A 23,067-nucleotide genomic window follows, 5' to 3' on the forward strand; every position below is an offset into this window, starting at 1 on the left:
TTGACAGATTCCCGCGTCAGGATCAACTGAATACCGTGTCGAGCACCACCGAGGCTTCCCTGATCACCCTGGCATAAGTGATCGACTCGGAGATCACCGCTTCCTCGAAGCGTTGTTCGATCACTTTGTCGTACTCGATAGTGAGCGGCTGCGTGATGACTTCCTCGACCGCGAAGCGGTTGTCGAGACCGATGATATAGTCGGACGGGACGTTATCGCAACGCACCAGTCCGGCCCCGAGCGGGCTGAATAGTTCACCGGTTTTCTGGAAACGATACCCCGCCAGCGGGTCCTTGAACTCATCGAGCGTGAGAATCGCCTTGAGCTGATCACCGTGACAGACAATCGTGTTCATCTCGAACGGATTGAACGATGCCCAAAGGGTGATCAGGTCGCCGTAGTCGAGAGTACCACTGCTCGCGGCATTGACCACAGTCGCACCGTTGGAATTGCCGTCGCCGTTGATCAGACAATCGACGAGCATGGCGATCTTGTCGGTCTGGAGCTTGAAACCGATGTACCAGAGCAGCACGCGGAATTGCGAGGTAGTGCGATAGCGCAACGCCTTGTAGGAGGTCTTGAGGGCGAGGCCGTAGTCTCGCACCTTGACGGCGTGGTTCTGCTCGGTCACCAGCAGTTGCGGCACCTCGGCACCCTCGCCGATCGGACGAAGGGCGAATTTGGAGTCATCGGAAGTATCGATGTGGAACGGCGTATAGGAGTTGGAAGCGACATTGGTCGAATTAGCCAACAGCTTGCCGAGTTCCGGTCGCATCGACTGCCCGCGTTTGATCTCACGCCGCATGAACTCCGGCAACAGCGCCGGTGACTGCTGATAAAACAGCTCGACCGTACTGGGTGACTTCCCCCCGAGTCTTATGCCGGCCAGGGCCAACTGGCGCTCGAAGGCATCGAGCGGAGAACCGTTCGGCGAGGGATCGTACTCTTCGCATTCGAGCAACTCGGAGAGCGTCAGGCCACGGCTTTCGGCTTCGTGGTACAGGTCACGGCTGATTTCGATACCGGCCGTGCGAGTAAGATCGACCGCCGTCGCGGCTTCGGAATCGCCGGTGCGATTCATCATTTCCGAGAGGGCTTTGGAATCAAGAAACTGGTCAAAATCCATGATGAATCCTTTCTAGTTAAGCAGAATGACACAATCGACCGTGCTGTTGACTTCGAGCACGGTACCCCGGGCGATATTGCCTCCGGCCGGATCGGAGGCCACCGCCGGGGCCTGTTTGACCGCACCGCCGTTGGCGCCCACGACACGATCACCCACCGTGGGGTAAGTGGCGGCAATTGCCAGACGACAGATCCCGCCGACCTGTACCGTAGCGAGCCGGTCGCCGTTGTCGGCATCGGTCAAAGTCAGACTGATGAGTTTGCCGAGTAACTGATCACCCTCACCGGCCGGACCGACTTCACCTCCCGCCGTTAGCGTTACCGCCTGCCCGATATTGGCATCGGCGAGGTTATCGACACCGGCGGTCTGGTTGATTTTGAACGTAGCCAGCACCGGCGCTACGGCCTCGAGATTCTGATCTCTTACAGACATGTTTTCCCCTTTCAGGATAATTTCTGATTCATGACCGGGACAGATTCCCACGCGGTCGGGATGATAATCCCACGGATTACTTGTAATCTTCGATACGGCGTTGATTGGGCAGGTTCTGAGTCCGCGCGGTCAACGGCCGGAAACTAGCCGGAAAAGCATCACGATACCGGGCTGCCGCGATCCGGTACTGCCTTATTAAATCGGTCGCCGACAACTGTGTCAGTCGTTCTATCCGCTCGGTTGTTTCCAGCGTGCCTGCTTCGGATCGCTCCGCCACGGCGACCGCCTTGAGCATCCCGGCGATACGGGCGGTGTAGTCCTCGCGCAGGAGTTGCAGTTCCGTCTCCTGTTCGGTCAGGCAATGAATGCGATCCCGAGCCAGGCGCAGTTGCTCGGCCAGCCGATCCAGATCGACCGGCGGCAAGCGGTGGTCGTCAAGATCGACAAGCAACCGTTCGATCAACGCCTCATCCACTTCATGGTTTGTCAATGGTCACTCCTGTATTGTCTTTGAGGTAGTATTCGATTCGAGCCAGGCGGGCTTCGAGGTCGTTGGAAAAGCGATAAAACTGCTCCTTATCGACTAATCCCTGACGGATAATTACCTCGAAAGCCGCCAGTTTCTTGTCTAATGTTTCCACCACCGCCGACTCGGCTTTGGCCGCCAGTTCCACCTTGAGCGACTGAATCGTCAGAAAATAAGCGGCGGCAATACCGAGGATGATCGTTATGAAATTCAACAGCGGCCCGCTGATCAGCGCCGCCGGTCCGGTGTCGTTTCTGAACATGCTTCTTCCCCGTTTTTAGTTGACTGTTCGGGCCTTTACGGATCACCGTTAGCTTAACCGAATCAAAGGAGACCCGTGAAAGTTATTCGTGTTATCATATCGTTACTGGGCGTCATCATGGCGGTGTTACTCTGGGCCGGCTGCACCGAAGACGGCAATCCCTCCGAGTCGACCGGTTCGTTCGACGGCCTTCGCCTGCTCGGTCTGGAAAACGGCCGCAGCATGATTTACCTTCAGACCGATACCGTAACCAATACCGACTTCAGTATTACCGTTACGACCGACTACGAGACCGTCAATATCAGCGGCGACGGCAATGACTGGGTGATCAAAGACGGTGATGAATCCCTTATCAATCTCAAGGTGACCTCGGTGTCGATCCTGCAAAACGGCTATTGGCGACAGGACGGAGACGACGAAATCCTGAGTTATTTCGCTGTACCGCCGGTAATGATGGTGCGGTCGACCGAAGAAGTTGATCCCTGGCAGGGTTACACCCCGCATTACTCCGACGGCGGCGAGGATGTCAAGCTGATCTGGTACTACGCTTATTACGGCTTCTATTTCACCAGGGAGTACCAGGGACGCGAGTTGCTGCATCTGCCGGCCGGTTCATTCAGCACTTATCATTTCCGCACCGGTCTTTATCGGAATCCGATCGACGGCGACCCGGACGTAACAGCCGATGAATACTACGTGCCGGATGTCGGCCTGGTTCAGCAGAACATCCGAGGCGGATCACTCAACCGCACCCTGAGCCTTATCAGTCAGCAGTAGGTCGCTCCCCATCGATCAGCCGGTAAAAGAGCAGGCGTTCGCGACCGTGTAAGCGGATCGGTTGTAATGCGAATCGTCCGCACAAAGTACCGGTCAGTTCCATGACGAAACTCTCGTCCATTCGGGAGAGATTGATAATCGTCCCGCCGGCGCTGTGCATGGCCGGTTCGGGCCGGTAATCCTTGGCGAGCGTTTCCGCCACGAACCGGGCTCCTTTCATCAATCGCGCCTGACTGAACTGCCGGATCAGCAACGACCGCTCCCGCTCCGGCTCGATGAATGTCAGACGGGCGCGGTCGTTTCTCAGCAAATGCAAACGATAAGAGCGGTCGGTAGTTGTCGGCGCAGGCACGCGAGCCAGATAATCAATCTGGTCGGTTCGATCTCCGAGCCGGATGCGCACGCCCTCACGCGTCGCCAGGGCCGCGGCGGTTTGCGACAGATTATCGCGGTCACATTCCCGGTAACGTACGGCGTGAACGGTGCACCCGTCAGGCGGCGTCAACGACAGCAAAGCCTCCGTTTCATCGGATGGATACAGCTTCAATTCGACTCTGGTCACGGGACCGGAGCGGTCATCGAGAAATGCGGTCAGTTCCTTGACGGAGCGACGTTCCTTGCCGCGATATCCAACCAACAGCGCCCTTACCGATTCTTCGCTGCTTTCATTCGCCGCCACGATTTTCAGTCGATCTCGATCAGCCGCCACTCGCACTTCGATCCCCTCGTAATGCGGCATGACCAGATAACGGTCGGCATCCGGCAAAAAACTCAAATCGGCCAGTTTCACCGGTGCTAGAACCGACTCCTGAGTGAGCGCCAATTCACGCGTGATGGATGTCCCCGGCGCTGCGCCGCGATAAACCAGCGAGGTTTCCAATACCCGTTCCAGCTTGCGATAGTTGTAATGACAGACAACGGCCTTGCCGTCGACCTCGTACCGCTCAAACGGTTCATGTTGGCAACGACGGATATCCTTACCGCAGATCGAGCACTCCGGCAACAGGAAGGTAAATCCCACCGAGCACTCTTTATAGATGCCGCCGTCGACATTTTCAGCCAGCGAATGAGCTCCTTCGGCGCTCTTGAGCCAGTAGAAGTAGGCTTTAACCCAACTGAGACCATCGCGTTCAACCACTACGGCGTGGAACGTTCGACCGATGGGGAGTTTGTCTTTACGATGTCCCACCATGACCGGCGAGTCGATCAGCAATTCAGCCAGGCAGGGATGTTCCACCGCCGGGAAACAGCCGCCGAAGCTGTTGACCTGATCCGAAGTGACATACATAGCCCGGATGTAGACCTCGGCCTCGGTGACCGGGTCGGGCGGATTGATGTTCTCGTTGATAAGGTGAACCAGGTCCGCTTCGGCGGTCTCAGCCGGCTCAGCCAGACGGGCCGTTACTCTTCCTAAACTGGCGCTCATAAATCCTCCGTTCTCTTTACTTAAGCGCCGGAACTGTGAAGCTGTATGAATTCTGAGGAAAAAATGCGCAGAGAGTTGCTCTGACAGGTATGGGATTCACCCCATACCCACCCTCCTCGACACAATGCTTACCGCATTATCTGACAACGTGTTAACTGTCTCGTCAAACCCCTGTAACAAGCCCGGCACAGCAGTTGCTTGAAAGATGCTTAAGAAATATATCTCAACATGAGGATGACTGCGATGACTGTATACACAAAGAAAGAAACCCACCCTCTGAAATGGCTGGTCGCCTTGATTATCTTCATCCTGGTGATGACGGTAACGTTCGACGACGTCTACGGAGTTGGTGTTCCCAGCAGTGCCGGGACAAACGTTTCTCTGACGCAGCAACATCATCCTCAAAGCCATGTCAAGGAATTGAACGGCCAGAAGAACGTGTTGGACAGCCGCGATCAAACGTATGATGTCACCAACGGCGGCGATGGCGATGACGCAGTTGAGGTCGTTCCTGAACCTAGTACTATTCTGCTCCTGCTGGCCGGTCTTGGGGCGGCTCACGTGGCAATGAGAAAGCACAAATAATCCCCATACCTGTTCCCGACACTCTATCCATTCCCAACCCCTTGAGATCCTCCTCCTCGAGGGGTTTTCATTTGGTGCGGCTGATTCTCCCCAAACGCGGTTCGATAATCGCCTCCGATCTTTTTCTCAGGGGCCACAAAGCCAGCGCCAGCGCCATGAGAGCATCGCACTCGTTGTTGTCGTCCCAACGCGCCGCTCGCAGTTCATCCTCCAGCGACCAGACTCTCCCCGGACCGTCGGGCAGCTCCCAGCGCTCGTAAGCGAGATTGCCGCGAGCATGGAACAGCTCGACATTGGCCAGCAATTGAGCCTTGGTGGAAGCGTTGAAAATAACCGCTTCCGGCTTGAATTCGGCCAACTGCTCGACAACCACGTCACCGAGGCCGGTAGCATCCACTATTAGTCTCCCGGGAAACTCCTCCTGGCGTCGCTTGATCCGGTCGATGACGATATTCCAGTCGAATCGCCGCATTCGTTCGAGTTTCACTATCCGAGCGGTTTCGCCGTGTACCGCTACAGTAACACCGACGGTAGCCGTGCGCTTGCGGGCCAGATCCCAGCCGGAGAGATACAGCGGCGGCGGTACGCTCGCCGAAGGCGACTCGATGAAACAATCCAAAGCCCGGTCGATATCGCCGCCGGGAATAATTTCGCCGCCCGTATCGACGAATTGCCCCATGATATTCTGCTGGAGTCTTCGGTCCGAGAAATACTTCACCCGGTCGTCCAGATAGTCGGCCGAGATATGACTGTTCTCACGACTGTCGCCGGATTGAAAATAACCGGGACGCTTATTATCGATCACCTCTCGCACCCGCCGGTAGAACCAATTTTTGCCGTTCGGGGTGCTGATCAGATCCAGGCGGCCCGCGCGGTCGGCCAGGCGCATGGCGATAACCTCTTCCACCACGTATTCCGGGTCGGTTTCGAACGCTACCTCGTCGAAAAGGAACAAATCGTAGTCTTGTCCAAGCAGGTATTGCCCACGGTTCTGAGTCGAGCGAGCCTCGATCAGACTGCCGTTGCCGAATTCCAGATGCGGATAGGGAGTCTGACCGTGCCCGGTTACCAACTCACTCAGCCAGTCCGTCTGGCGCACGAACCGGACTACCTGGTTGAAAATGATCGCCGCCTGATCCTGGGTGATGGAGGCCGTAACGATCCGGTAGCGGGCGTTGTTGTCGAAACGGAGTGGTCGCGGACGATAGATAGCATGATGAATCACCTTGAGAGCCGACACGAACGACTTGCCCCAGCGGTTGCCGGTTACGAGCAGATTCTCGCGCCGGTTGGATTCGGAAAGCCATCGCTCCTGTCCGGGATGAGGCGTTACTCCCAGCGCCTCACTTGCGAAATAAGCCGGATCGGTAAATCCCCGCACCCAGTCGAAATGTTTCAGCACGGGATCAGATCAATCCTGTCGCCTTGCGTTGGGCTTCGGAGCGGTCGATCAGACCGGCCTCGTAGAGACGCAGGAGACCGTCGATCCGTTCCGTAGCCACTCTGGCCGAGTCGGCCGCCTGCCAGGCCATACCGTTGTCGAAACGATATCGGCAACGATACGAAGAACCATTCAGGGCCAGATGAATGTCACCGAGCCAGCTCAGAAACGCCGCCGCCTGCGCCTGAACCGTGGTAACCTGCCGCATCACGAGGTCGAATTTGAAAGATGCCCAGGTAGTGGTATCGCCGTAAGAATAGCCCAGCAGGAACGGCGCCAGATTGGTCCCGGCGCAGATTTCCTCGATCATGGCGCGATGGTTCATGAACCAGTTGTTGCTGACGGCTCGGGTGTTTTCAGGTCCGATATACTCGATCTGTACGTTGTCCCAGGTAACCGGGTTGTCGTCCACCTCACAGGATTTTATCATCGACACGGTGCTGTCGAAATAACCATTAATGCGTTCGACATAAGCACGGTCGGATTCACCGGACAACCGTTCCGGGGGAGTGATCTTGACATGCAGACGATGAAATCCGGAATTGTGGCTGGCCCGCCGCATGTCATCCACCAACTGCTGCTCGATATAGGTTACGAACGGAATCGAGGCCAGAATCGAACGCCCCAGCGGTGTGGTGAGACCGTCGCCGAGGATGATCTGGTAGTAGTCGGCGCGGTCGAGACTGACGGTCCGGTCGCCGTTCTCCAGTTTCAGTTTCGGTACGACGCCGTCGGTATCGCAGGCAAGATCGACCGGATCGACCGGGATGAAACAGTCCAGACCGGAACCATCCTGTCGGACAGTCGCGAATCCGCCGAACAGGCCGTCGCGAAAAAGACCTCGAAACAGCTCGATCAGGAACGGCCGCAGTTCCTGGCGCCGCCCGGCGGTGGTCAATCCGATTCGGGTAGTAAGCTCATTGAGGGCGGAGCGATCAGTAGTACTTTCGACCGGCTGTCCCGAGGTGTCGATCAACTCGAAACGCCCCGGGGCTGCCGCCAATCGGCTCCAGGTCCAGACACAACTGTCAATCACCGGCACATGATCGGTAAGAAAACGATAAAGTCGGGTACGGTAGTTTCCCTGACGGATATCATCCCGGGAAATATCCAACATAGCCTGCAACTTGCGGTGCGTCATCAAACGCCGGTCGGACCTTCCTGAAGCCCGGTCGGCCGCTATGACCCGAGTGCTGATGGGCTGATCCGCCCGTTTTTTCATACGCGTAAACAGTTTCATGGCAACTCCTTTTTCCCAGAAGTCACCACCTGGCCGGTTACACAAGAGTTATAATGATTTTGATCTTAATCACGAATGACTGGTATAAGCCTTACGAAGCTGATGTAAAAACCGCTTGTGGCAGCTTATATGCGTCTCTATATTATTCAGCCTAAATGATTTAACTATGACCATAACTACCGATAATATGACTATGAAGAGCCTCGTAACAGGCATCTTGTTGATTGCAACGGCACTGCTGTTGATCTCGTGCAATGAGAGTCCGGCCGTTCGTCTGCGCTATGAAGCTGAGCGGTTGATCTATGACGCCGACCGCGTCTACCGTAGCGGTAGTGTTGGTCCCCGTCACGACGATGAACAGATCGTCCGGGAAGCGGCAATCGGTTATCGCAAGGCGATGGATTTCTGCCTGGTCTCTTTGGATTCGCTCAACGACGGCAACGATGTCGAAGTACGTCAATTGCGCTATCTGGCCTTTCGGGCGACCAACCTGCTCTCTCAGCTTCATTATTCCGCTCGACATTTCGATACTTCCGTTACTCTGCTGGAAACGTTGTTGAACAAGGTGCCGCTGCACGGCGCCGGCCGCATGACGAGCCTGCTCAACCTTGGCAAGTCACTACAATCGGCTGGTCAATGGGACAGCGCCCTGGCGGTGTACTCAACTACATTGAATGAATTTTATCCCCCTATAGATGACTCCGCGAAAGTCGTATCGACTCTGATTCAACTACCGTTCCACCTGTATCGACTCGCGGTGGTTCTGGGAGATTCAACCTTAGCGGCCAACCGACTGGACCTGGCAGAGACTTACTATCGGCATCTCCAGTCCGATTTTCCGGAATCAGAAACCTCCGCCAGCGCCGGAGCGATTCTTGCCCGGCTCTATCTGGGCATCGGCAAACCCCAGATGGCGGTGGCGGAGCTTCGAAGTCTGCTCGATCCGTCCGATCCGGCTTATATCAAGATAAGACTTCGGATGGCGGATATCATGGTGGCCTCACTCCACCAATACGATTCGGCGATTGCTATCTACGATGAAATTCGTCTCGAACTGGGTGAGGTTGATTCTCTTTACCAACCGGTTATGATGTTTAAATCGGCTCTGGCGCATCTGGAACGAGGGAATTACGATATCGCCCGTCAGATGCTGGTAGATTTGAAGCGTAACTACCAGCGATACTTCGACATGACTCCCCAGGCTCAACAGGCCATGGCACAGACTTTTGAGCGGCAGGGGAAATGGACTCGGGCTGAAACCGAATACAAATACCTGATAGAATCATACCGGGGATCCGAACCGGCTCTGGCTGCTTACCTGTATATAGCCGATAAATATCGTGAACTCGGTCAAGATGAACTGGCGGATAAATGGCTCGATGACGCCGTGGTTTATTATGACCGGCTCGCTGAAAAGAATGTCGGTACGGTGTTTGAGGTTCGCGGATTGAAGTACAAAGCCGAGGCTTTATTGCGGCGAGATGAGCCCCAGCAGGCGGCGAATATCCTGATTTCGATCTTCGATAAATACCCGGAAACCTACCAGGGCCAGCAGGCCCTCCTACAGGCTGCCGATATTCAAAGACGCCTGATTGGCAATCCGGAGGCAGCCGAAGCCCTGATCCAGCGACTCAGGTCATCGGTGACCAGAGCCGATGTATGGGAATAACAGGATCCTTTTGATAACGAAAGTGTAACATCATTGGGAATAAGGATTATTGACCATCTGGAGGAACGATGAAATCATCTGTTAAGAAACTGTTCATCCTGGCTACTTTGGCGTTGTTGCCGACTTTCGCCTGGGGACAGGTCGATCAATTCTCAGCTCTCGACACCGTATATGCCGAGGTGGGACAGATAAATGAAACGACCTGGACGATAACGGTGTCGGTATTCAACGATGAGTATGTACAGGCCCTCTCTATCCCGCTCGAATTGCATGCGGGGCAAACCAAGATTGTAGCAGATTCGGCCGTCTACACCGGCGGCAGGGTTGAGGAATTTACCTTCAAGGGATTCCGCGCCGATACTACCATTCAGTGTGTAACCCTCGGTCTGGTAGCCAATATGGGACCGACCCAGAATTTCATGCCGCCAAGCAAGGGTGGCCCGGGTCGTGTAGCCACCGTGTTCGTTTCGTCGCTTGACGGCTCCCCGATCAAGGAACTTCTGATTGACACCACCACCACACATCCGAATAATTCTCTCATGATGATCGCCTACGCCATTCAGTTCACCGACCCGCCGGATACCATCCCGCAGGCGGAAGCCGAAAAACTGACGATTGTCCCAGCGTTCGTCTTTAAAAAAGCCGAATAATTTGGTCTTCATTTCATAAGAAGCACAGCCCGGCGTTCCCGCCGGGCTTTTTTTATTATCTCTTCACCTCCCGTTCGATAAAGCATTGACCTGTCGCCGGTTGTGCGTATATTGTTAATTGATACCAGCGCTCATTCGATTTATGCGACAAGCTAAACCAGTGTTTCAATCGATATAAGTTCGTGGGATTGCTGTCGCCCATATTCACCGCCACTTAATCGGATAAAGCCGAGCCAGGAATACGGCTTTCCGATTCACTAAATGTATATGCGTATCCGGGATACTAAACAAAACGTGTTGGCCAACGTTGTTAGGTTGGACTATCTCGATATTCACCGGAAAGAAAGGAACTGACTTTGAGCCAGATGCATCCGCATAAGTTGGTTGCTGTTCTTGCAACCCTGATATTAATGATCGGAGTTTCAGTCGCAGCTTCAGAAACACCGGACTTCGTTGATCACTCCAATCCCACTCCCACGGAACTACATCGTCTCGAAGCCTACGCTAAATCACGCGGTTGGCTGGAAGGTCGATTGATTGATGAACTTAATCAGAAAAGCAGCCTGGTCAACACTCAGGAGAACTATGATGTCCTCAAATACGACATCTATATCGATGTCGACGACACGACTCAGGAATTACGCGGATCGGTCGGAATCTACGCTCGCGCCGCCCAGCCGGCCGTTAACGCTATCCAGGTCGATTTAGCCGACAACATGACGGTCGACTCGATCGTGGCTCCTTCAGGATCGCTTTCCTTCTCTCGATCCGACAACATGATACTTATCGATCTCGATAATTCCTATAACGTCGATGACCTCTTCCACCTGTACATTTACTACCAGGGACGTCCTCTCGATGCAACCTCGTTCATCGGTGGTTTCTCTTTCGATACAACCTATGCCAACGAGCCGTGCTATTCATCGTTGTCGCAACCATACGGCGCGCGAAGCTGGTGGCCCTGCAAGGATCGCAACGACGACAAGGCCGATACTTTCACCGTGTGCATCGAGGCGCAAAGAGATTTTTACGTAGCCTCCAACGGGCGCCTGGATTCGATCGTGACGCCTTTCGGCCAGACGCAGATACGCAAATTCTACTATGTCATGCCGTATCCGATGGTCAGCTACCTGTTTAGCATCGCACTATACCCGTATTATATCTTCGAGGATGAATGGGTTTACAACAACGGCGCCGACACTATGCCGATCATCAACGCCGTTTATCCCGATAAACGCGCTGCGGCTGAAGAGATGTTGGCCGTAACACCGGGAGCGCTGACCATCTACTCCGATCTGTACGGGTTATATCCATACGCCGACTTGAAATACGGCCATGCCAATTTCGAATGGACGGCGGCGATGGAACACCAGACCATGACTTCAACCTGGTGTCATCAATACTATGATTGGGGTTTCAATGAAGCGACCGTAGTGCATGAGCTGGCTCATCAGTGGTTCGGAGACATGATGACCTGTCATAGCTGGGCTGACTTATGGTTGAACGAGGGCTGGGCCAGTTATTCCGAGGCGTTGTACTTCCAGGCTCAGGCAGGCGCGAACGGCTGGAGCGCCTATCATACGTATATGGCCGGCATGGACCACACCGAAGGTGGGACGATCTACCGTTACGACACCCTCGATGTCGACAATCTGTTCGATATCATCGTTTACGATAAAGCCGCCTGGTTAATCCACATGCTGCGCGGTGTCCTGGGTGATTCGCTTTTCTTTACCGGCCTGGATGCTTATACCAGCTCTCAATACCGCTTCGGTTCGGTTACCACCGACCAGTTTATTGACCTTTGGGAACAGGCAACCGGAGTCGAACTGAGAACTTTCTTCGAAGACTGGCTCTACGGTGAATATCGCCCGCATTATCTCTGGGCTTTTCTTAACGAGGCGAACGGCGACGGTACCTATACCTCGTACATCGCCATCGATCAGATGCAGACCACCGAACCACAGGTTTTCCACATGCCGGTCGATGTCGTTTTAGAAACCGAAGCCGGCATGCAGGACACTATGGTTTTTAATCTCGATCTGCGTCGCAAGGTGTTCGTTCGCCAGCTCGATGATCCGATCGTTGACGTGCATATCGATCCGGCCAACTGGGTTATGAACTACACTACCGAGATTAACTGGAAAATGCATTTTATCGTCGAGAATGAATTGCCCGTGGCCTACACCTACCTGGACTACGAATTGCTTCTGGACACTCGGGGCGGCAGCGGTGACAATACTTTTTCCTGGATCGAGGGCTCACTCCCGAACGGTCTGGTTTTCGATCCCAACACCGCAATCATCTCCGGTCAGCCGACCGATACCGGGCAATTCACCTTTACCGTATACGTTGACGACAATTTAAGCAACTACTGGGACGAACAGCAGTTTTTCCTGCATGTCATCGAGCCGGATCTAGTCCCCGGCGATATCGACATGTCCGGCTCTCTCGACATTGCCGACCTGGTATATATGGCGACCTATATGTTCCAGGGAGGTCCGGAACCGCCGGTTATTAATCTGACAGATGTTAACGGCTCGTGCGTCTTGGATATTGCGGATCTGATCTATCTGGTCGAATACATGTTCCAGGAAGGTCCGGAACCGGTAGTTGGATGTATTGAACCATAAATAGAGATTCATATCGGAAAAGAACGATATAAACGAGGCCGGGCATGATTCGAAGAAACAGCAATAATCTCCTTATCGGTCTGACACTTGTTCTAGTCGTTTTTGCCGTCTGGTCGATCGGCGCCCAATCGGTTCCAACCGGGGATATGTCCGAGTCTCCGACTCCTTCCGAACTCCACCGCTGGCTGGCTCAGGGAAAAGCGGGAGCAACGGTTGATGCTGCCGTCAAGCAAAGTCTGCTTAAACAGACAACCGTCGAATGCACTCAGACCAATTACGATGTGCTGTTTTACGATCTCTGGCTGGATATCGACGACACCACCGAGTACCTGTACGGCCATTTGCGAACGGTATCGAAAATCGCCGAGAACAACACCAGCGAGCTTCAATACGACCTTTTATCAAACATGATCGTCGATTCCGTCAAGTCACCGGCATCAACACTTACGTTCAATCGCGACGGCGATGTTCTTATCGTGACGCTCGATGAATCGCATTCCATCGGCGACACGGTCGAAACGACAGTCTTTTATCAGGGTCATCCCGACGGAGAACATCCGATTTCCCCCGGTTTTTTCTTCGAGTCCAACTATTATACCGATCCGGTGATTTACAGCCATTCTCAGCCTTACGGGGCGCGATCATGGTGGCCCTGCAAGGATCGCCGGGACGACCTGTGCGACTCCATGGCCATAACGGTGCGTGCCTCTGACGATTTTTATGTCGTCTCCAACGGCAATCTGGACTCGGTGGTAACGATATTCGGCATGGTGCATGTGTTGAACTGGTACTATTTCCTGCCATATCCGGCTGAAACCGACCTGATCAGCCTGGCCGTAGCCGATTACGAAATATGGTACGACCAATGGTACTACAACGACGGTGCGGATTCGATGCCGATCGTGCAGGCAGTCTACCCGCAGGCGGTCGATGAATCGCTCGATATGCTGGATATCACACCCGACATCATGACTGAGCTGTCCTCGTTATACGGGACTTATCCCTACGTCAACTGCAAGTATGGCCATGCCACGACCGAGTACTGGGGCGCTACCGAGCATATTACGATGACTTCCACCAGTATTATGCCGGAATACTCCTCGTACTGGGGTTTCGAGGAATACGTAGTCGCCCATGAAATGTCTCACTCCTGGTTCGGAGATATGATTTCATGTAAAAGCTGGGCCGATATCTGGCTCAACGAAGCCTGGGCCACTTATTCCGAGGCTCTTTACTTCCAGTACAAATACGCCCATCATCAATGGCAACGATATCATGAATACATGAACGGACTCGAATACACCGATGGCGGCACGATCTACCGCACCGACACCACTACCAAAGCAGATGTATTCGACATCATCGTATACGACAAGGGAGCCTGGATGCTCCACATGTTGCGCCGGGCTATCGGAGACTCGGTATTTTTCGATGCCGTCGATGCCTACACACACTCGCAATACCGCTTCCACTCCCTGTCCACGGCTGAATATATCGATTTCTGGGAGCAAACCACCGGCCTTGAATTGAACTGGTTTTTCGACCAGTGGCTTTACGGTGAATATCGTCCCCGTTACCTTTGGGCCTTCCTTAACGAACCGACCGATTCCGGAACCTATAATATCTATCTGGCTCTGGATCAGATGCAGACCACCGAGCCCCAGGTATTCATCATGCCGGTGGATGTTGTTCTGCAACTTGAAAGCGGTCCCACCGACACGTTGCGGCTCTGGGTTGACCGACGTAAAAACGTGTTCGCTTTCGAATTCGAGTCCCCGATGGTGGACATCGATATCGATCCAGGTGACTGGTTGATGAATTACGAAACGGAAATCAACTGGCGGCTTCATTTCATCGTGCCCAATCGATTACCCGACAGTCCCGTTAACGCAGCCTATTCGATTGAGATGGAATGTCGAGGCGGCAGTGAAGATAATACTTTCAGTTTCGTCGAAGGTACTCTTCCACCCGGGATGACTTTCGATACGGAGACTGCCCTGCTGAGCGGTCGACCGACCGATACCGGAAAATACCTGTTCACCTTAATGGTCGACGACAACGGGAGTAACTATTGGGACGAGCAGGAATTCGAGTTACATATCGTCCCGCGACAGATTGTCCCGGGGGATATCAACGGTGATGAAAGCCAGGATATTGCCGACGTCGTTTTTCTCGTTACATATATGTTCCAGCTGGGACCACCACCGCCGTATCCCGAACAAGCGGATGTCAACAACGATTGCAGTATCGACATCGCCGACCTTGTCTATCTGGTAACCTATATGTTCTCCGGCGGTCCTCCCCCGCTGATAGGCTGCGCCGTGCTGTAGTGGTGCAACAACAGATATCCTGATTCAACGGGGTGTTGGTCCAATTTTTACCCGACGATTTTATTTAGCGAAGCGCCTCCCTGATTGCGCGTACCGGTTTCGACAACACGGCGGCAAGTCTCGGGGAGACCTGCCCTACATTCCATGGATGAACTGAATTATCCTTCTATCGCCAGATAAGCATCGGGGAGAAATTCAACCAGGTCGCCCGCAATCATCGAGCGTGCACCCAGATCGAGAGCAGCCAGATCCCCGGCCAGACCATGCACGAACACACCGCATACGGCAGCGTCAATCGCATCCAGCCCCTGCCCCAGCAACGAACCGATCGCGCCGGTGAGGACATCACCCGAACCGCCGGTGGCCATACCGTTGTTGCCGGTTGAGTTAACCCAGGCGTTGCCTTTGGGATCGGCAACCACCGTCGGGGAACCTTTGAGAACCAGCACTACATCGTATTCCGAAGCGAACTCGCGTGCGATGGCCAGACGGCCGTGGATGTCGGTCGGAACCGATTTCCCCGACAGCCGCTTGAACTCACCCGGATGCGGCGTTAACACCAGCGGCGCGGGACATTCGCGTACGATATCCATGTGACCGGCAAGTACGTTGAGACCATCGGCGTCGATCACCGCCGGCTTGTCGAGTGTCGTTAAAAGTCTGCGCACCAATTCCGCCGTCTCGCGATGTTGTCCGATTCCGGGACCGATAGCGATCGCATCCTGTTCTTTGAGCAATGCCCTGACCTCGCCCAAACCGCGCATCGCCAATGCTCCTTTTTTAGCAACATCAGGTAAAGGCCAGGATGTCGCCTCTAAAATCTGCGAGGCAATCAGTGGCAGACAACTGCGCGGGCAGGCGATTTTTACTAAACCGCTGCCGGAACGAAAAGCCGCCTTACCGGCCAGCGCCGCCGCTCCGGTCATACCGGTCGAGCCGGCCAGAATAAGCAGTTTGCCGAAATTTCCCTTGTGTCCTTCGGGTTGTCGTTGCGGCAGGAGTATTTTGACATCGAAGGGAGAAATCAGATCCGTTCTAAAATCGAATTTACGCAGGACCTCATCCGGTACGCCAATAGGCACGACCTGCACCGGCCCGGACAGTTCGCGGCCGGGTGAAACATATAGCCCGTATTTCGGCAGCGCCAGTGTGTACGACGCCACCGCCCGGACCACCGCTCCCTCGTGTTGACCGGTATCGGCGTTGAGACCGGAGGGCATATCGACCGCCAGCACCGGCTGCGGTTGATCGTTCATGTACTCGATCAACTCAGCGGTAATGCCGCGCGGCGCTCCGCTGAAACCGGTGCCGAAAACGGCGTCGATGATATAATCGGAATTGAGTTCCTCGGGGAGCGATTCGATGGAAATTATCTCGGTCAAGTTGAGGTCGAGATCGAGTGCCCGGTTGTAGTTAAGACGAGCATCGGGCGAGAGCTTCTCCGGTGGTCCGACAAAGAACACCTCCACCTCACAACCCGCTTCGTGTAAATAGCGAGCCACGACAAAACCATCGCCGCCGTTGTTCCCCTTACCGCAGATAACGGTGAAATAACCATCGTCTTCAGGAGAGACCATCGCCAGGATCCGTTCGGCAATTCCGAATCCGGCATTTTCCATTAACTCGGGACCGGGAATTCCAAATTGGTCGATTGTCTCGCGATCGACCTGCCGCATTTCATCCGATGTAACCAGTTTCATCGCGCTCACTCATCCATCGCGGCGCGAACGGCTTATTTTGCCTTGCCGCGTTTCGTATTCGTTTTCTTGCCCTTTGACGACGGTTCCAGGGCGAAATCAATCGCCGGGAGAGCGTCGGCAAAAAACTTCAGCGTTATGTTCTTCTTGATCTCCGGCGGAATGTCGGCGGTATCCTTCTGGTTTTCCTTCGGTAATATCACCGTCTCCACCCCGGCGCGGTAAGCCGCCAGGAGTTTTTCCTTGAGACCGCCGATCGGCAGCAGTTGCCCGCGCAGAGTAATTTCACCGGTCATGGCCAGACAGGGCTTGACCGCCCGACCGGTAAACAATGACGAAAGCGCCACCAGCATGGCGATTCCCGCCGACGGTCCATCCTTGGGCGTCGCTCCCGAGGGAACATGAATGTGAATCTGTCGGTTTTCGAAAGCATCGTTGTCGATTTTCAACTCCCCCGCATTGGAGCGCAGGAACGACAACGCCGCCTGAGCCGACTCCTTCATGACATCGCCGAGATGACCGGTGAGGGTCAGCGTATTCTTACCTTCCATTGCGGTCGCTTCGATGAACAAAATCTCGCCGCCGACGGAGGTATAAGCCAAACCCGGCACCACTCCCACCTGCCCCTTGCGTTCGAGGACTTCGCGAACGAATTTCTGCGGGCCGAGCAGCTTGGCTACCTGTTTGGCATCGACCTTGATTTTCCTCTTGTAGCCGGAAGCCACTTTCCGGGCTGCTTTTCGTGCGACCGATGCGATTTCACGTTCGAGATTGCGCAGTCCCGCCTCACGGGTATAACCGTCGATAATCGCTTTGACCGCCGAGTCATCCAGTTCGAGGTTGGCCTCGGTCAGACCGTGATTGACCAACTGTTTAGGTATCAAGTGCTTTTTAGCGATCGCCAGCTTTTCGATATCGGTATAACCGGGCAGACGGATAATCTCCATACGGTCGAGCAGAACGTTTGGGATCGGTTCGAGCCAGTTGGCGGTAGTGATGAACATGATCCCGGAAAGGTCGAACGGCAGTTCGAGATAATGATCGGAAAAGCTGTCGTTCTGTTCGGGATCGAGCACCTCAAGCAGGGCCGAGGCAGGATCACCTCGGAAATCGGAACCGAGTTTGTCGATTTCATCGAGCATGATCACCGGGTTGTTGGACCCGCAACGCTTGATCATCTGGATGATTCGTCCCGGCATCGCTCCGATATAAGTACGGCGGTGTCCCCTAATTTCGGCTTCATCACGCATGCCGCCAAGCGACACCCGTCCGAAATTACGTCCAATCGCACGTGCGATCGAGCGCCCCAGCGAGGTCTTGCCGACCCCGGGCGGGCCGACGAAACAAACGATCGGGCCTTTGACATCCTTCTTCAACTTGCGTACGGCCAGTTGTTCGAGAATGCGGTCCTTGACTTTTTCGAGACCGTGATGGTCTTCATCGAGAATTTTCTTAGCCTCGCGCAGATCGAGCTTATCGTCGGTCGCAACCGACCAGGGAAGCGACACGAGCCAGTCGAGATAAGTGCGCGCCACGGTGTACTCGGCCGATGAGGGCGACATGTGCGAGAGGCGATCCAATTCCTTGAGCGCCGCTTTCTCAGCGTATTCCGGCATCGCAGCATCGGTGATTTTTTGTTCGAACTCATCCAGCTCGGATGATCCGTCGCCGTCGCCCAGTTCTTTTCTGATCGCCTTGAGTTGTTCGCGCAGGATATAATCACGTTGTGACTTGCCTAATTCAGTGGCCGCCTGAGCCTGGATTTTCTTGGACAGCTCGAGGACTTCGATCTCTTTATTGAGAATCGCATAGACAGCTTTCAGACGTCGAAAGACATCCAGCTCAGCCAGAATCACCTGCTTGGCCTGGACAGGGATATTCATCCCGGAAGCGACAAAATCGGCCAGCTTCGACGGTGTATCCTGATTCAGCGCGGAAACGTGAAATTCCTCGGTCAGATACGGCGCCAACTCAGCCAGGTTTTTCACCCGTTCGATCACGTTGCGGCGGAGGGCTTCGAGTTCAACCGAGGAGGTATGCGTCTCGGTGAGTTCCTCGACCGCGGCCGTCAGGAACGGCGATTCGGAAGTGTATTTTTTAATCCTGATCCGAGACAGTCCCTGAATCAAAAAACGGACCGTACCGTCCGGAAAACGGAGCATTTTGAGAATGTTGCCGGTGGTTCCGATTGCGTAGAGGTCGTCGGGACCGGGATGATCCACCGAGGGGTCCTTCTGGACGAACAAACCGATACGCGCACCGCGCATGAGCGCCTCGTCGAGCAAACGGGTTTGTTCGGTGTCCTGTATCATCAACGGTACGACCAGGTAGGGATAGACGACCGTGCCTTTGAGGGGGAGTATGGACAGGACCAGTGTATCGGTAATCGGTTCTTTTTCTTTGGTTATTGACACAAACGGTCTCCTGAGATTTCACTTTTATTCGAGGGCGACATGCTCTCCATATCAATATCGGCAGGATTGCTCAGATAGTGAACACCATCGGGGAGCGCCGCCGCTCGTCAGTGTACCTTAAACATAGTTATAACGGTCACTGTTTCAAGAATTTAAGCATCGGCTCAGACGTTAAAGCGGAAGAGAATCTCGTCGCCGTCCTGGACAATATACTCCTTGCCCTCAAGGCGAGTTTTACCGGCAGCTTTCAACGCGGCGGCTGTTTTATATTCAATGAAATCCTCGTAGCGCGTCACCTCAGCGCGAATGAAACCTCGTTCGATATCGCTGTGAATCGTACCGGCAGCTCGGACCGCTGTCGTTCCTTTGCGAATCGGCCAGGCGCGAACCTCGGTCGGACCGGCCGTCAGAAACGAAATCAATCCCAACAACGCATACGATTTCTGGATTACTTTCTCCATCGCCGATCCGCGGACACCCAATTCCTCGAAAAACGCTTGTTGCTCCTCGGGATCGAGCCCGACCAGCTCCATCTGCACCTTGCCGCAGATAACTTCCAGTTCGCATTTGCCCGGACTGACAAAGGACTTATACTCATCCGTTAATTCATCCTGCCGCGCCAGATCACTCTCGGCAATGTTCGGCACCACCAGAACCGGCTTGAGCGTCATGAACCGATAGCCGCGAAGCATCTTCCGCTCTTCATCATTCAGTTCCAGCTCGATCAACGGTCGCTCTTCTTCGAGACAAGCCTTGAGCTTTTCAAGAAGTTCCAGCTCGCGCATCATCGACTGATCACCGGTGAGTTGTTTGCGGCGGGATTTGTTCTCGATGTTGTTTTCGATAATCACCTGGTCGGAAAGAATCATTTCATCGAACAAATTGCGCACGGCGGCTTTTGGATCGGTATCGGGAGAGAACGCATCGATCACCATGATCAGGGCATCCATCTCCCTCAGCTCGGGGGTGATATCGATCGCACCGGATTCTTTCCCTTTGCCGGTGAAACCGGGAGCATCGAGAAAATCGATTTCGGCGTAAGTGATTTTCTTGGGATTGACAATTTCGGCCAGCTTGTCGAGCCGTTCGTCCGGGACTTTGATAATGGCCCGGTGTGAGGCCTGACTATAGTCGCCGACCGCTTCTTCTTTGCCGGCGGCGGCGTTAAAGATAGTCGTTTTGCCGCTCTGAGGCGGTCCGATTATTCCTAATTTCATAGGCTGGAAAGTACGCTAATCGGGCGATCATGGCAAGTGGTTGTTAGAGACAGCAGGGTTGATAACTCGGGCGGGTCCGTCTTCGAATCCGCTCATTAACTCATTTCGTGGGCGACAGACGTCCGGTGGCCCACCCGTCCACGGGTGGGATTATAAGGTGGATACAAACCGGGTAGATAGGTAACAATGTCATTTCGTGGGCGGCAGACGTCCTGGTCTGCACCTGCACCAGTAGCCAGACGCACGGCTCGCTTGTCGTCACCCCGGCGGAGGCCGGGGACCAGCGGTGCTGCAGGTCTCGGAGAGACCTGCAATAACAATTGTCGAAACCTTGCAGGTTTCGACCCCATCTCTTGATGCCGGCCTTCGCCGGCATGATATTCCCCTGGAACGTCTTCGAGGAGTGTCGTATGTCGGGTTCCGGAGTGCGCGCGCGCAAAGCCACGCGAACGCAGAAACCTGAATCCCCGCGAATCGTTTGATAATGCCCCATCCAGGTCCTTGCGAGAAGCAAAGCGACGAAGCAATCTCACCTTCCCGACATCAAGATTGCTTCGCTTCGCTCGCAAAGACGACACAAAACAGGCCTACGAGGAACTGTCAGGTAGAGACGTCCAACGGCACATCAATCCCACCCGTGGACGGGCGGGCCACCGAGTTTCTACATATAGCCAGGGACTGCGGATTCTTGTTTTTACCGCTCCGCCGGTGTAGTTTGTTCGTAACGTTCGGGAGGTTCATGTGTCGTTCTCTTAAGAATATGGAAAACAACGATCGGACAGACTGGAGCGCCTTCCGCCGGGGCGACCGCTCGGGCATGCAGCGCCTCTACGACCGCCACAGCTCGGCCGTAATGAGTTTCTGCCTCGCCCTATGCGGGGACCGAAACGAAAGCGAGGACACCGTGCAGGAGTCGTTTCTGCGACTCATGCGCGAGGCTCGTTCGCACCGCACGGTGAACTCCATACGCGGCTGGCTGATCGTAACCGCCCGCAACCTGATCCTCAATCGGCGGCGGCGCGCGAGCTGTCGATCGCTGGATCAGCTTCCCGAGAATTATCTCTGCGCCCCGAACAATCCCGAGTTCGGCACGACCTTAAGCCGGGTACTGGCCGGACTGACCGTGGCCGAGCGAGAATTGTTGCTCCTGCGGGAGCAACAGGGCTTTGCCGTCGCAGAGATTGCCGGAATGCTGGGCTTGTCCGAAGAGAACGTGCGGGTGCGACTCTTTCGCATTCGCAAGAAGATAAAAGATAAGGAGGTTTTCTTGAAATGAAGACCTGTGAAGAAATACAAAAGTCGATCTCCGACCGGCTCGACAGCGGCACGATGGATATCCCGCCCGAAATCGAAAAACATCTGAAAGATTGTCCTGATTGTCGCCGCTTCTTTGAAGGCGTGCAACTATTACGGCAGGAACTTACTTCCATGCCGGAGATTCGTCCCGAACGAGGGCTCCCCAACGAACCGGATGTAATCCCCTGGTACCGACACTCGATCCGAGTCCCCTGGCCGGTAGCGGCGGCGGTACTTCTGGCGGCCGCCTGGGGATGGCTCACCCCTTGGTCTCAAAACATCGGACCAGAACAACCACCGGCGGCAATACAACAGGCTCGGTTCGTTCAGGTAATAACCTGCGAACCGGTCACGGCCGTATCGGTCGAAATTCCCGTCACCCCCAAAACGGAGAGGGACAGTATATGAAACGATATACCTGCCTAATGCTGATATTGCTGTCGGCGGCAGCCTCGTTCGCCGCTGCGCCGGACAGCACGTATCTTGAAGTCCGCTTGATGTACCTCGAAGACACCCTGCTGATTGACGGCGGTATGTCCGGCGAATGTTTCTGCACCGGCTCCGTTCCCTGTACCGGTGTGATGTACTGGACCGCCAACGAGAAATCAGTCCAGGTGGGATCGATCGATCTCGAAGCCTCAGGTGTCAACCGCCAGATTGTTTTCGATCTGCGACTGATGGATCGCAGCTATGGAAGATTCATCGAGGGCTCGGTGATCGTAATGAACCTGACCGATCAAGTCGGCAAGAACTACTATGATATTTCCGATGGCCGAGCGATTCCGGTTTCCTCCGCCCTTCCCGGCGATGCGCCGATATTTATTCCCCTGGGAATCGGCCCCGAAGGCCGCAAGGGGGTATTGAGTGTCACCGCCTCTCCCGAACGCACGGGCCTTCCGACCGAATGTGGCCCGCAACGGATCGGAATCATTTCGCGAAGACTCAACGATCCTTCGAGCCGCGATCGCCACTATGCGGATCGTCCGTTGGCGCAGACCGGTAACGAACTGGGGACCTGGTTTTCACGCACGGTTAACGGGACTACAGCCCTGCTTGACTACAACGTAGTGGTGTCGTTTTCGGAAGATATCGGTTCGATCACGGAACCGACACGCTGTGCGGTGGAATTCCAGCGTACTTATTCGATTGACTCCGATTGTATCGACCAGGCTGATTTTTCTCCCGACCATCGCTACAACTCGGCCCAGAGTCGCAGCGTGGTGATTTCGCCGGATGCGATTCTCAAACTGGTATTTCGCCCGGACACGCCTTCCGTTCTGGGTTTTGATATCGAAGACACCCTGATCATAAACGCGGGGAAATGATCCGTAAAGGTTGACGAAGTT

19 protein-coding genes are annotated in these 23,067 nt (G+C 54.6%); 9 read left to right on the forward strand and 10 right to left on the reverse strand.

All coding sequences use genetic code 11. The features are described 5' to 3' along the window. Positions 1–22 precede the first annotated feature (22 nt). From PLF13_01910 to PLF13_01925, 4 genes are all read right to left on the reverse strand, one after another. Entirely contained in the window at positions 23–1,126 is a 1,104-nt protein-coding gene (locus PLF13_01910; GenBank protein HOP06026.1) for a hypothetical protein, read from the reverse strand. A 12-nt stretch (positions 1,127–1,138) separates the two neighbouring features. Continuing rightward, positions 1,139–1,558, reverse strand: coding sequence for a hypothetical protein (locus PLF13_01915; protein ID HOP06027.1), 420 nt, complete (start codon positions 1,556–1,558; stop codon positions 1,139–1,141). Between the two features lie 76 nt (positions 1,559–1,634). After that, positions 1,635–2,048, reverse strand: coding sequence for a hypothetical protein (locus PLF13_01920; GenBank protein HOP06028.1), 414 nt, complete (start codon positions 2,046–2,048; stop codon positions 1,635–1,637). Further along, on the reverse strand, positions 2,035–2,346 hold the full coding sequence (locus PLF13_01925; protein HOP06029.1) for a hypothetical protein: 312 nt from the start codon (positions 2,344–2,346) through the stop codon (positions 2,035–2,037). The genes PLF13_01920 and PLF13_01925 overlap by 14 nt, the downstream gene beginning before the upstream one ends. A gap of 75 nt (positions 2,347–2,421) precedes the next feature. On the opposite strand from PLF13_01925, the gene PLF13_01930 reads away from it, so the two are divergent. After that, positions 2,422–3,123, forward strand: coding sequence for a hypothetical protein (locus PLF13_01930; protein HOP06030.1), 702 nt, complete (start codon positions 2,422–2,424; stop codon positions 3,121–3,123). Here PLF13_01930 and PLF13_01935 read toward each other — a convergent pair. Further along, the gene (locus PLF13_01935) at positions 3,110–4,549 is read right to left on the reverse strand and encodes a hypothetical protein (protein HOP06031.1); all 1,440 of its coding nucleotides are present in this window, start codon (positions 4,547–4,549) and stop codon (positions 3,110–3,112) included. The genes PLF13_01930 and PLF13_01935 overlap by 14 nt on opposite strands. Positions 4,550–4,792: 243 nt before the next feature. On the opposite strand from PLF13_01935, the gene PLF13_01940 reads away from it, so the two are divergent. Continuing rightward, positions 4,793–5,134, forward strand: a complete 342-nt coding sequence (locus tag PLF13_01940; GenBank protein ID HOP06032.1) for a PEP-CTERM sorting domain-containing protein — start codon at positions 4,793–4,795, stop codon at positions 5,132–5,134. Between the two features lie 67 nt (positions 5,135–5,201). Here PLF13_01940 and PLF13_01945 read toward each other — a convergent pair whose 3' ends face one another. Together PLF13_01945 and PLF13_01950 are read right to left on the reverse strand one after the other, a co-directional pair. Further along, on the reverse strand, positions 5,202–6,536 hold the full coding sequence (locus PLF13_01945) for a terminase family protein (protein HOP06033.1): 1,335 nt from the start codon (positions 6,534–6,536) through the stop codon (positions 5,202–5,204). 4 nt (positions 6,537–6,540) lie between these two features. Then, entirely contained in the window at positions 6,541–7,815 is a 1,275-nt protein-coding gene (locus PLF13_01950) for a hypothetical protein (GenBank protein ID HOP06034.1), read from the reverse strand. A gap of 166 nt (positions 7,816–7,981) precedes the next feature. On the opposite strand from PLF13_01950, the gene PLF13_01955 reads away from it, so the two are divergent. The 4 genes from PLF13_01955 to PLF13_01970 all read left to right on the forward strand — a co-directional run bounded on the left by PLF13_01955 (position 7,982) and on the right by PLF13_01970 (position 15,097). Then, positions 7,982–9,484 (forward strand): tetratricopeptide repeat protein, encoded by a 1,503-nt coding sequence (locus PLF13_01955; GenBank protein ID HOP06035.1) that lies wholly within the window; start codon positions 7,982–7,984, stop codon positions 9,482–9,484. 68 nt (positions 9,485–9,552) lie between these two features. Beyond that, positions 9,553–10,134 (forward strand): hypothetical protein, encoded by a 582-nt coding sequence (locus PLF13_01960; GenBank protein ID HOP06036.1) that lies wholly within the window; start codon positions 9,553–9,555, stop codon positions 10,132–10,134. Positions 10,135–10,499: 365 nt separating this feature from the next. Beyond that, a complete protein-coding gene (locus PLF13_01965) occupies positions 10,500–12,767 on the forward strand; it encodes a M1 family aminopeptidase (GenBank protein ID HOP06037.1) in 2,268 nt (755 codons plus the stop codon). Between the two features lie 44 nt (positions 12,768–12,811). After that, the gene (locus PLF13_01970; protein HOP06038.1) at positions 12,812–15,097 is read left to right on the forward strand and encodes a M1 family aminopeptidase; all 2,286 of its coding nucleotides are present in this window, start codon (positions 12,812–12,814) and stop codon (positions 15,095–15,097) included. Positions 15,098–15,255: 158 nt separating this feature from the next. Here the strand turns inward: PLF13_01970 and PLF13_01975 are convergent, their stop codons facing one another. The 3 genes from PLF13_01975 to PLF13_01985 all read right to left on the reverse strand — a co-directional run bounded on the left by PLF13_01975 (position 15,256) and on the right by PLF13_01985 (position 20,425). After that, positions 15,256–16,797 (reverse strand): NAD(P)H-hydrate dehydratase, encoded by a 1,542-nt coding sequence (locus PLF13_01975; GenBank protein ID HOP06039.1) that lies wholly within the window; start codon positions 16,795–16,797, stop codon positions 15,256–15,258. A gap of 32 nt (positions 16,798–16,829) precedes the next feature. Next, positions 16,830–19,208: an endopeptidase La gene (gene lon / locus PLF13_01980; protein ID HOP06040.1), complete on the reverse strand. Its 2,379-nt coding sequence runs from the start codon at positions 19,206–19,208 to the stop codon at positions 16,830–16,832. Between the two features lie 164 nt (positions 19,209–19,372). After that, a complete protein-coding gene (locus PLF13_01985; protein ID HOP06041.1) occupies positions 19,373–20,425 on the reverse strand; it encodes a DUF933 domain-containing protein in 1,053 nt (350 codons plus the stop codon). Between the two features lie 739 nt (positions 20,426–21,164). On the opposite strand from PLF13_01985, the gene PLF13_01990 reads away from it, so the two are divergent. The 3 genes from PLF13_01990 to PLF13_02000 are packed head-to-tail and all read left to right on the forward strand — an operon-like array spanning position 21,165 to position 23,046. Continuing rightward, positions 21,165–21,701, forward strand: coding sequence for an RNA polymerase sigma factor (locus tag PLF13_01990; GenBank protein HOP06042.1), 537 nt, complete (start codon positions 21,165–21,167; stop codon positions 21,699–21,701). After that, a complete protein-coding gene (locus tag PLF13_01995; GenBank protein HOP06043.1) occupies positions 21,698–22,129 on the forward strand; it encodes a hypothetical protein in 432 nt (143 codons plus the stop codon). Before PLF13_01990 ends, PLF13_01995 begins: the two co-directional genes overlap by 4 nt. Beyond that, positions 22,126–23,046 carry a hypothetical protein gene (locus PLF13_02000; protein HOP06044.1) on the forward strand — a complete coding sequence of 307 codons (921 nt, stop codon included), beginning with the start codon at positions 22,126–22,128 and terminating at the stop codon, positions 23,044–23,046. Before PLF13_01995 ends, PLF13_02000 begins: the two co-directional genes overlap by 4 nt. The last annotated feature ends 21 nt before the right edge of the window (positions 23,047–23,067 follow it).

The sequence above is a fragment of the Candidatus Zixiibacteriota bacterium genome (assembly GCA_035380245.1).
In the GTDB taxonomy this organism is placed as follows: domain Bacteria; phylum Zixibacteria; class MSB-5A5; order GN15; family FEB-12; genus DAOSXA01.

Excerpts from the sequence above, each read along its gene's own strand:
- PLF13_01925 (HOP06029.1), bottom strand. The coding sequence starts at position 2,346 with ATGTTCAGAAACGACACCGGACCGGCGGCGCTGATCAGCGGGCCGCTG.
- PLF13_01960 (HOP06036.1), top strand. The coding sequence starts at position 9,553 with ATGAAATCATCTGTTAAGAAACTGTTCATCCTGGCTACTTTGGCGTTG.
- PLF13_01915 (HOP06027.1), bottom strand. The coding sequence starts at position 1,558 with ATGTCTGTAAGAGATCAGAATCTCGAGGCCGTAGCGCCGGTGCTGGCT.
- PLF13_01935 (HOP06031.1), bottom strand. The coding sequence starts at position 4,549 with ATGAGCGCCAGTTTAGGAAGAGTAACGGCCCGTCTGGCTGAGCCGGCT.
- PLF13_02000 (HOP06044.1), top strand. The coding sequence starts at position 22,126 with ATGAAACGATATACCTGCCTAATGCTGATATTGCTGTCGGCGGCAGCC.
- PLF13_01975 (HOP06039.1), bottom strand. The coding sequence starts at position 16,797 with ATGAAACTGGTTACATCGGATGAAATGCGGCAGGTCGATCGCGAGACA.
- PLF13_01970 (HOP06038.1), top strand. The coding sequence starts at position 12,812 with ATGATTCGAAGAAACAGCAATAATCTCCTTATCGGTCTGACACTTGTT.
- PLF13_01940 (HOP06032.1), top strand. The coding sequence starts at position 4,793 with ATGACTGTATACACAAAGAAAGAAACCCACCCTCTGAAATGGCTGGTC.
- PLF13_01990 (HOP06042.1), top strand. The coding sequence starts at position 21,165 with ATGTGTCGTTCTCTTAAGAATATGGAAAACAACGATCGGACAGACTGG.
- PLF13_01995 (HOP06043.1), top strand. The coding sequence starts at position 21,698 with ATGAAGACCTGTGAAGAAATACAAAAGTCGATCTCCGACCGGCTCGAC.
- PLF13_01910 (HOP06026.1), bottom strand. The coding sequence starts at position 1,126 with ATGGATTTTGACCAGTTTCTTGATTCCAAAGCCCTCTCGGAAATGATG.
- PLF13_01950 (HOP06034.1), bottom strand. The coding sequence starts at position 7,815 with ATGAAACTGTTTACGCGTATGAAAAAACGGGCGGATCAGCCCATCAGC.
- PLF13_01955 (HOP06035.1), top strand. The coding sequence starts at position 7,982 with ATGACCATAACTACCGATAATATGACTATGAAGAGCCTCGTAACAGGC.
- PLF13_01985 (HOP06041.1), bottom strand. The coding sequence starts at position 20,425 with ATGAAATTAGGAATAATCGGACCGCCTCAGAGCGGCAAAACGACTATC.
- PLF13_01965 (HOP06037.1), top strand. The coding sequence starts at position 10,500 with ATGCATCCGCATAAGTTGGTTGCTGTTCTTGCAACCCTGATATTAATG.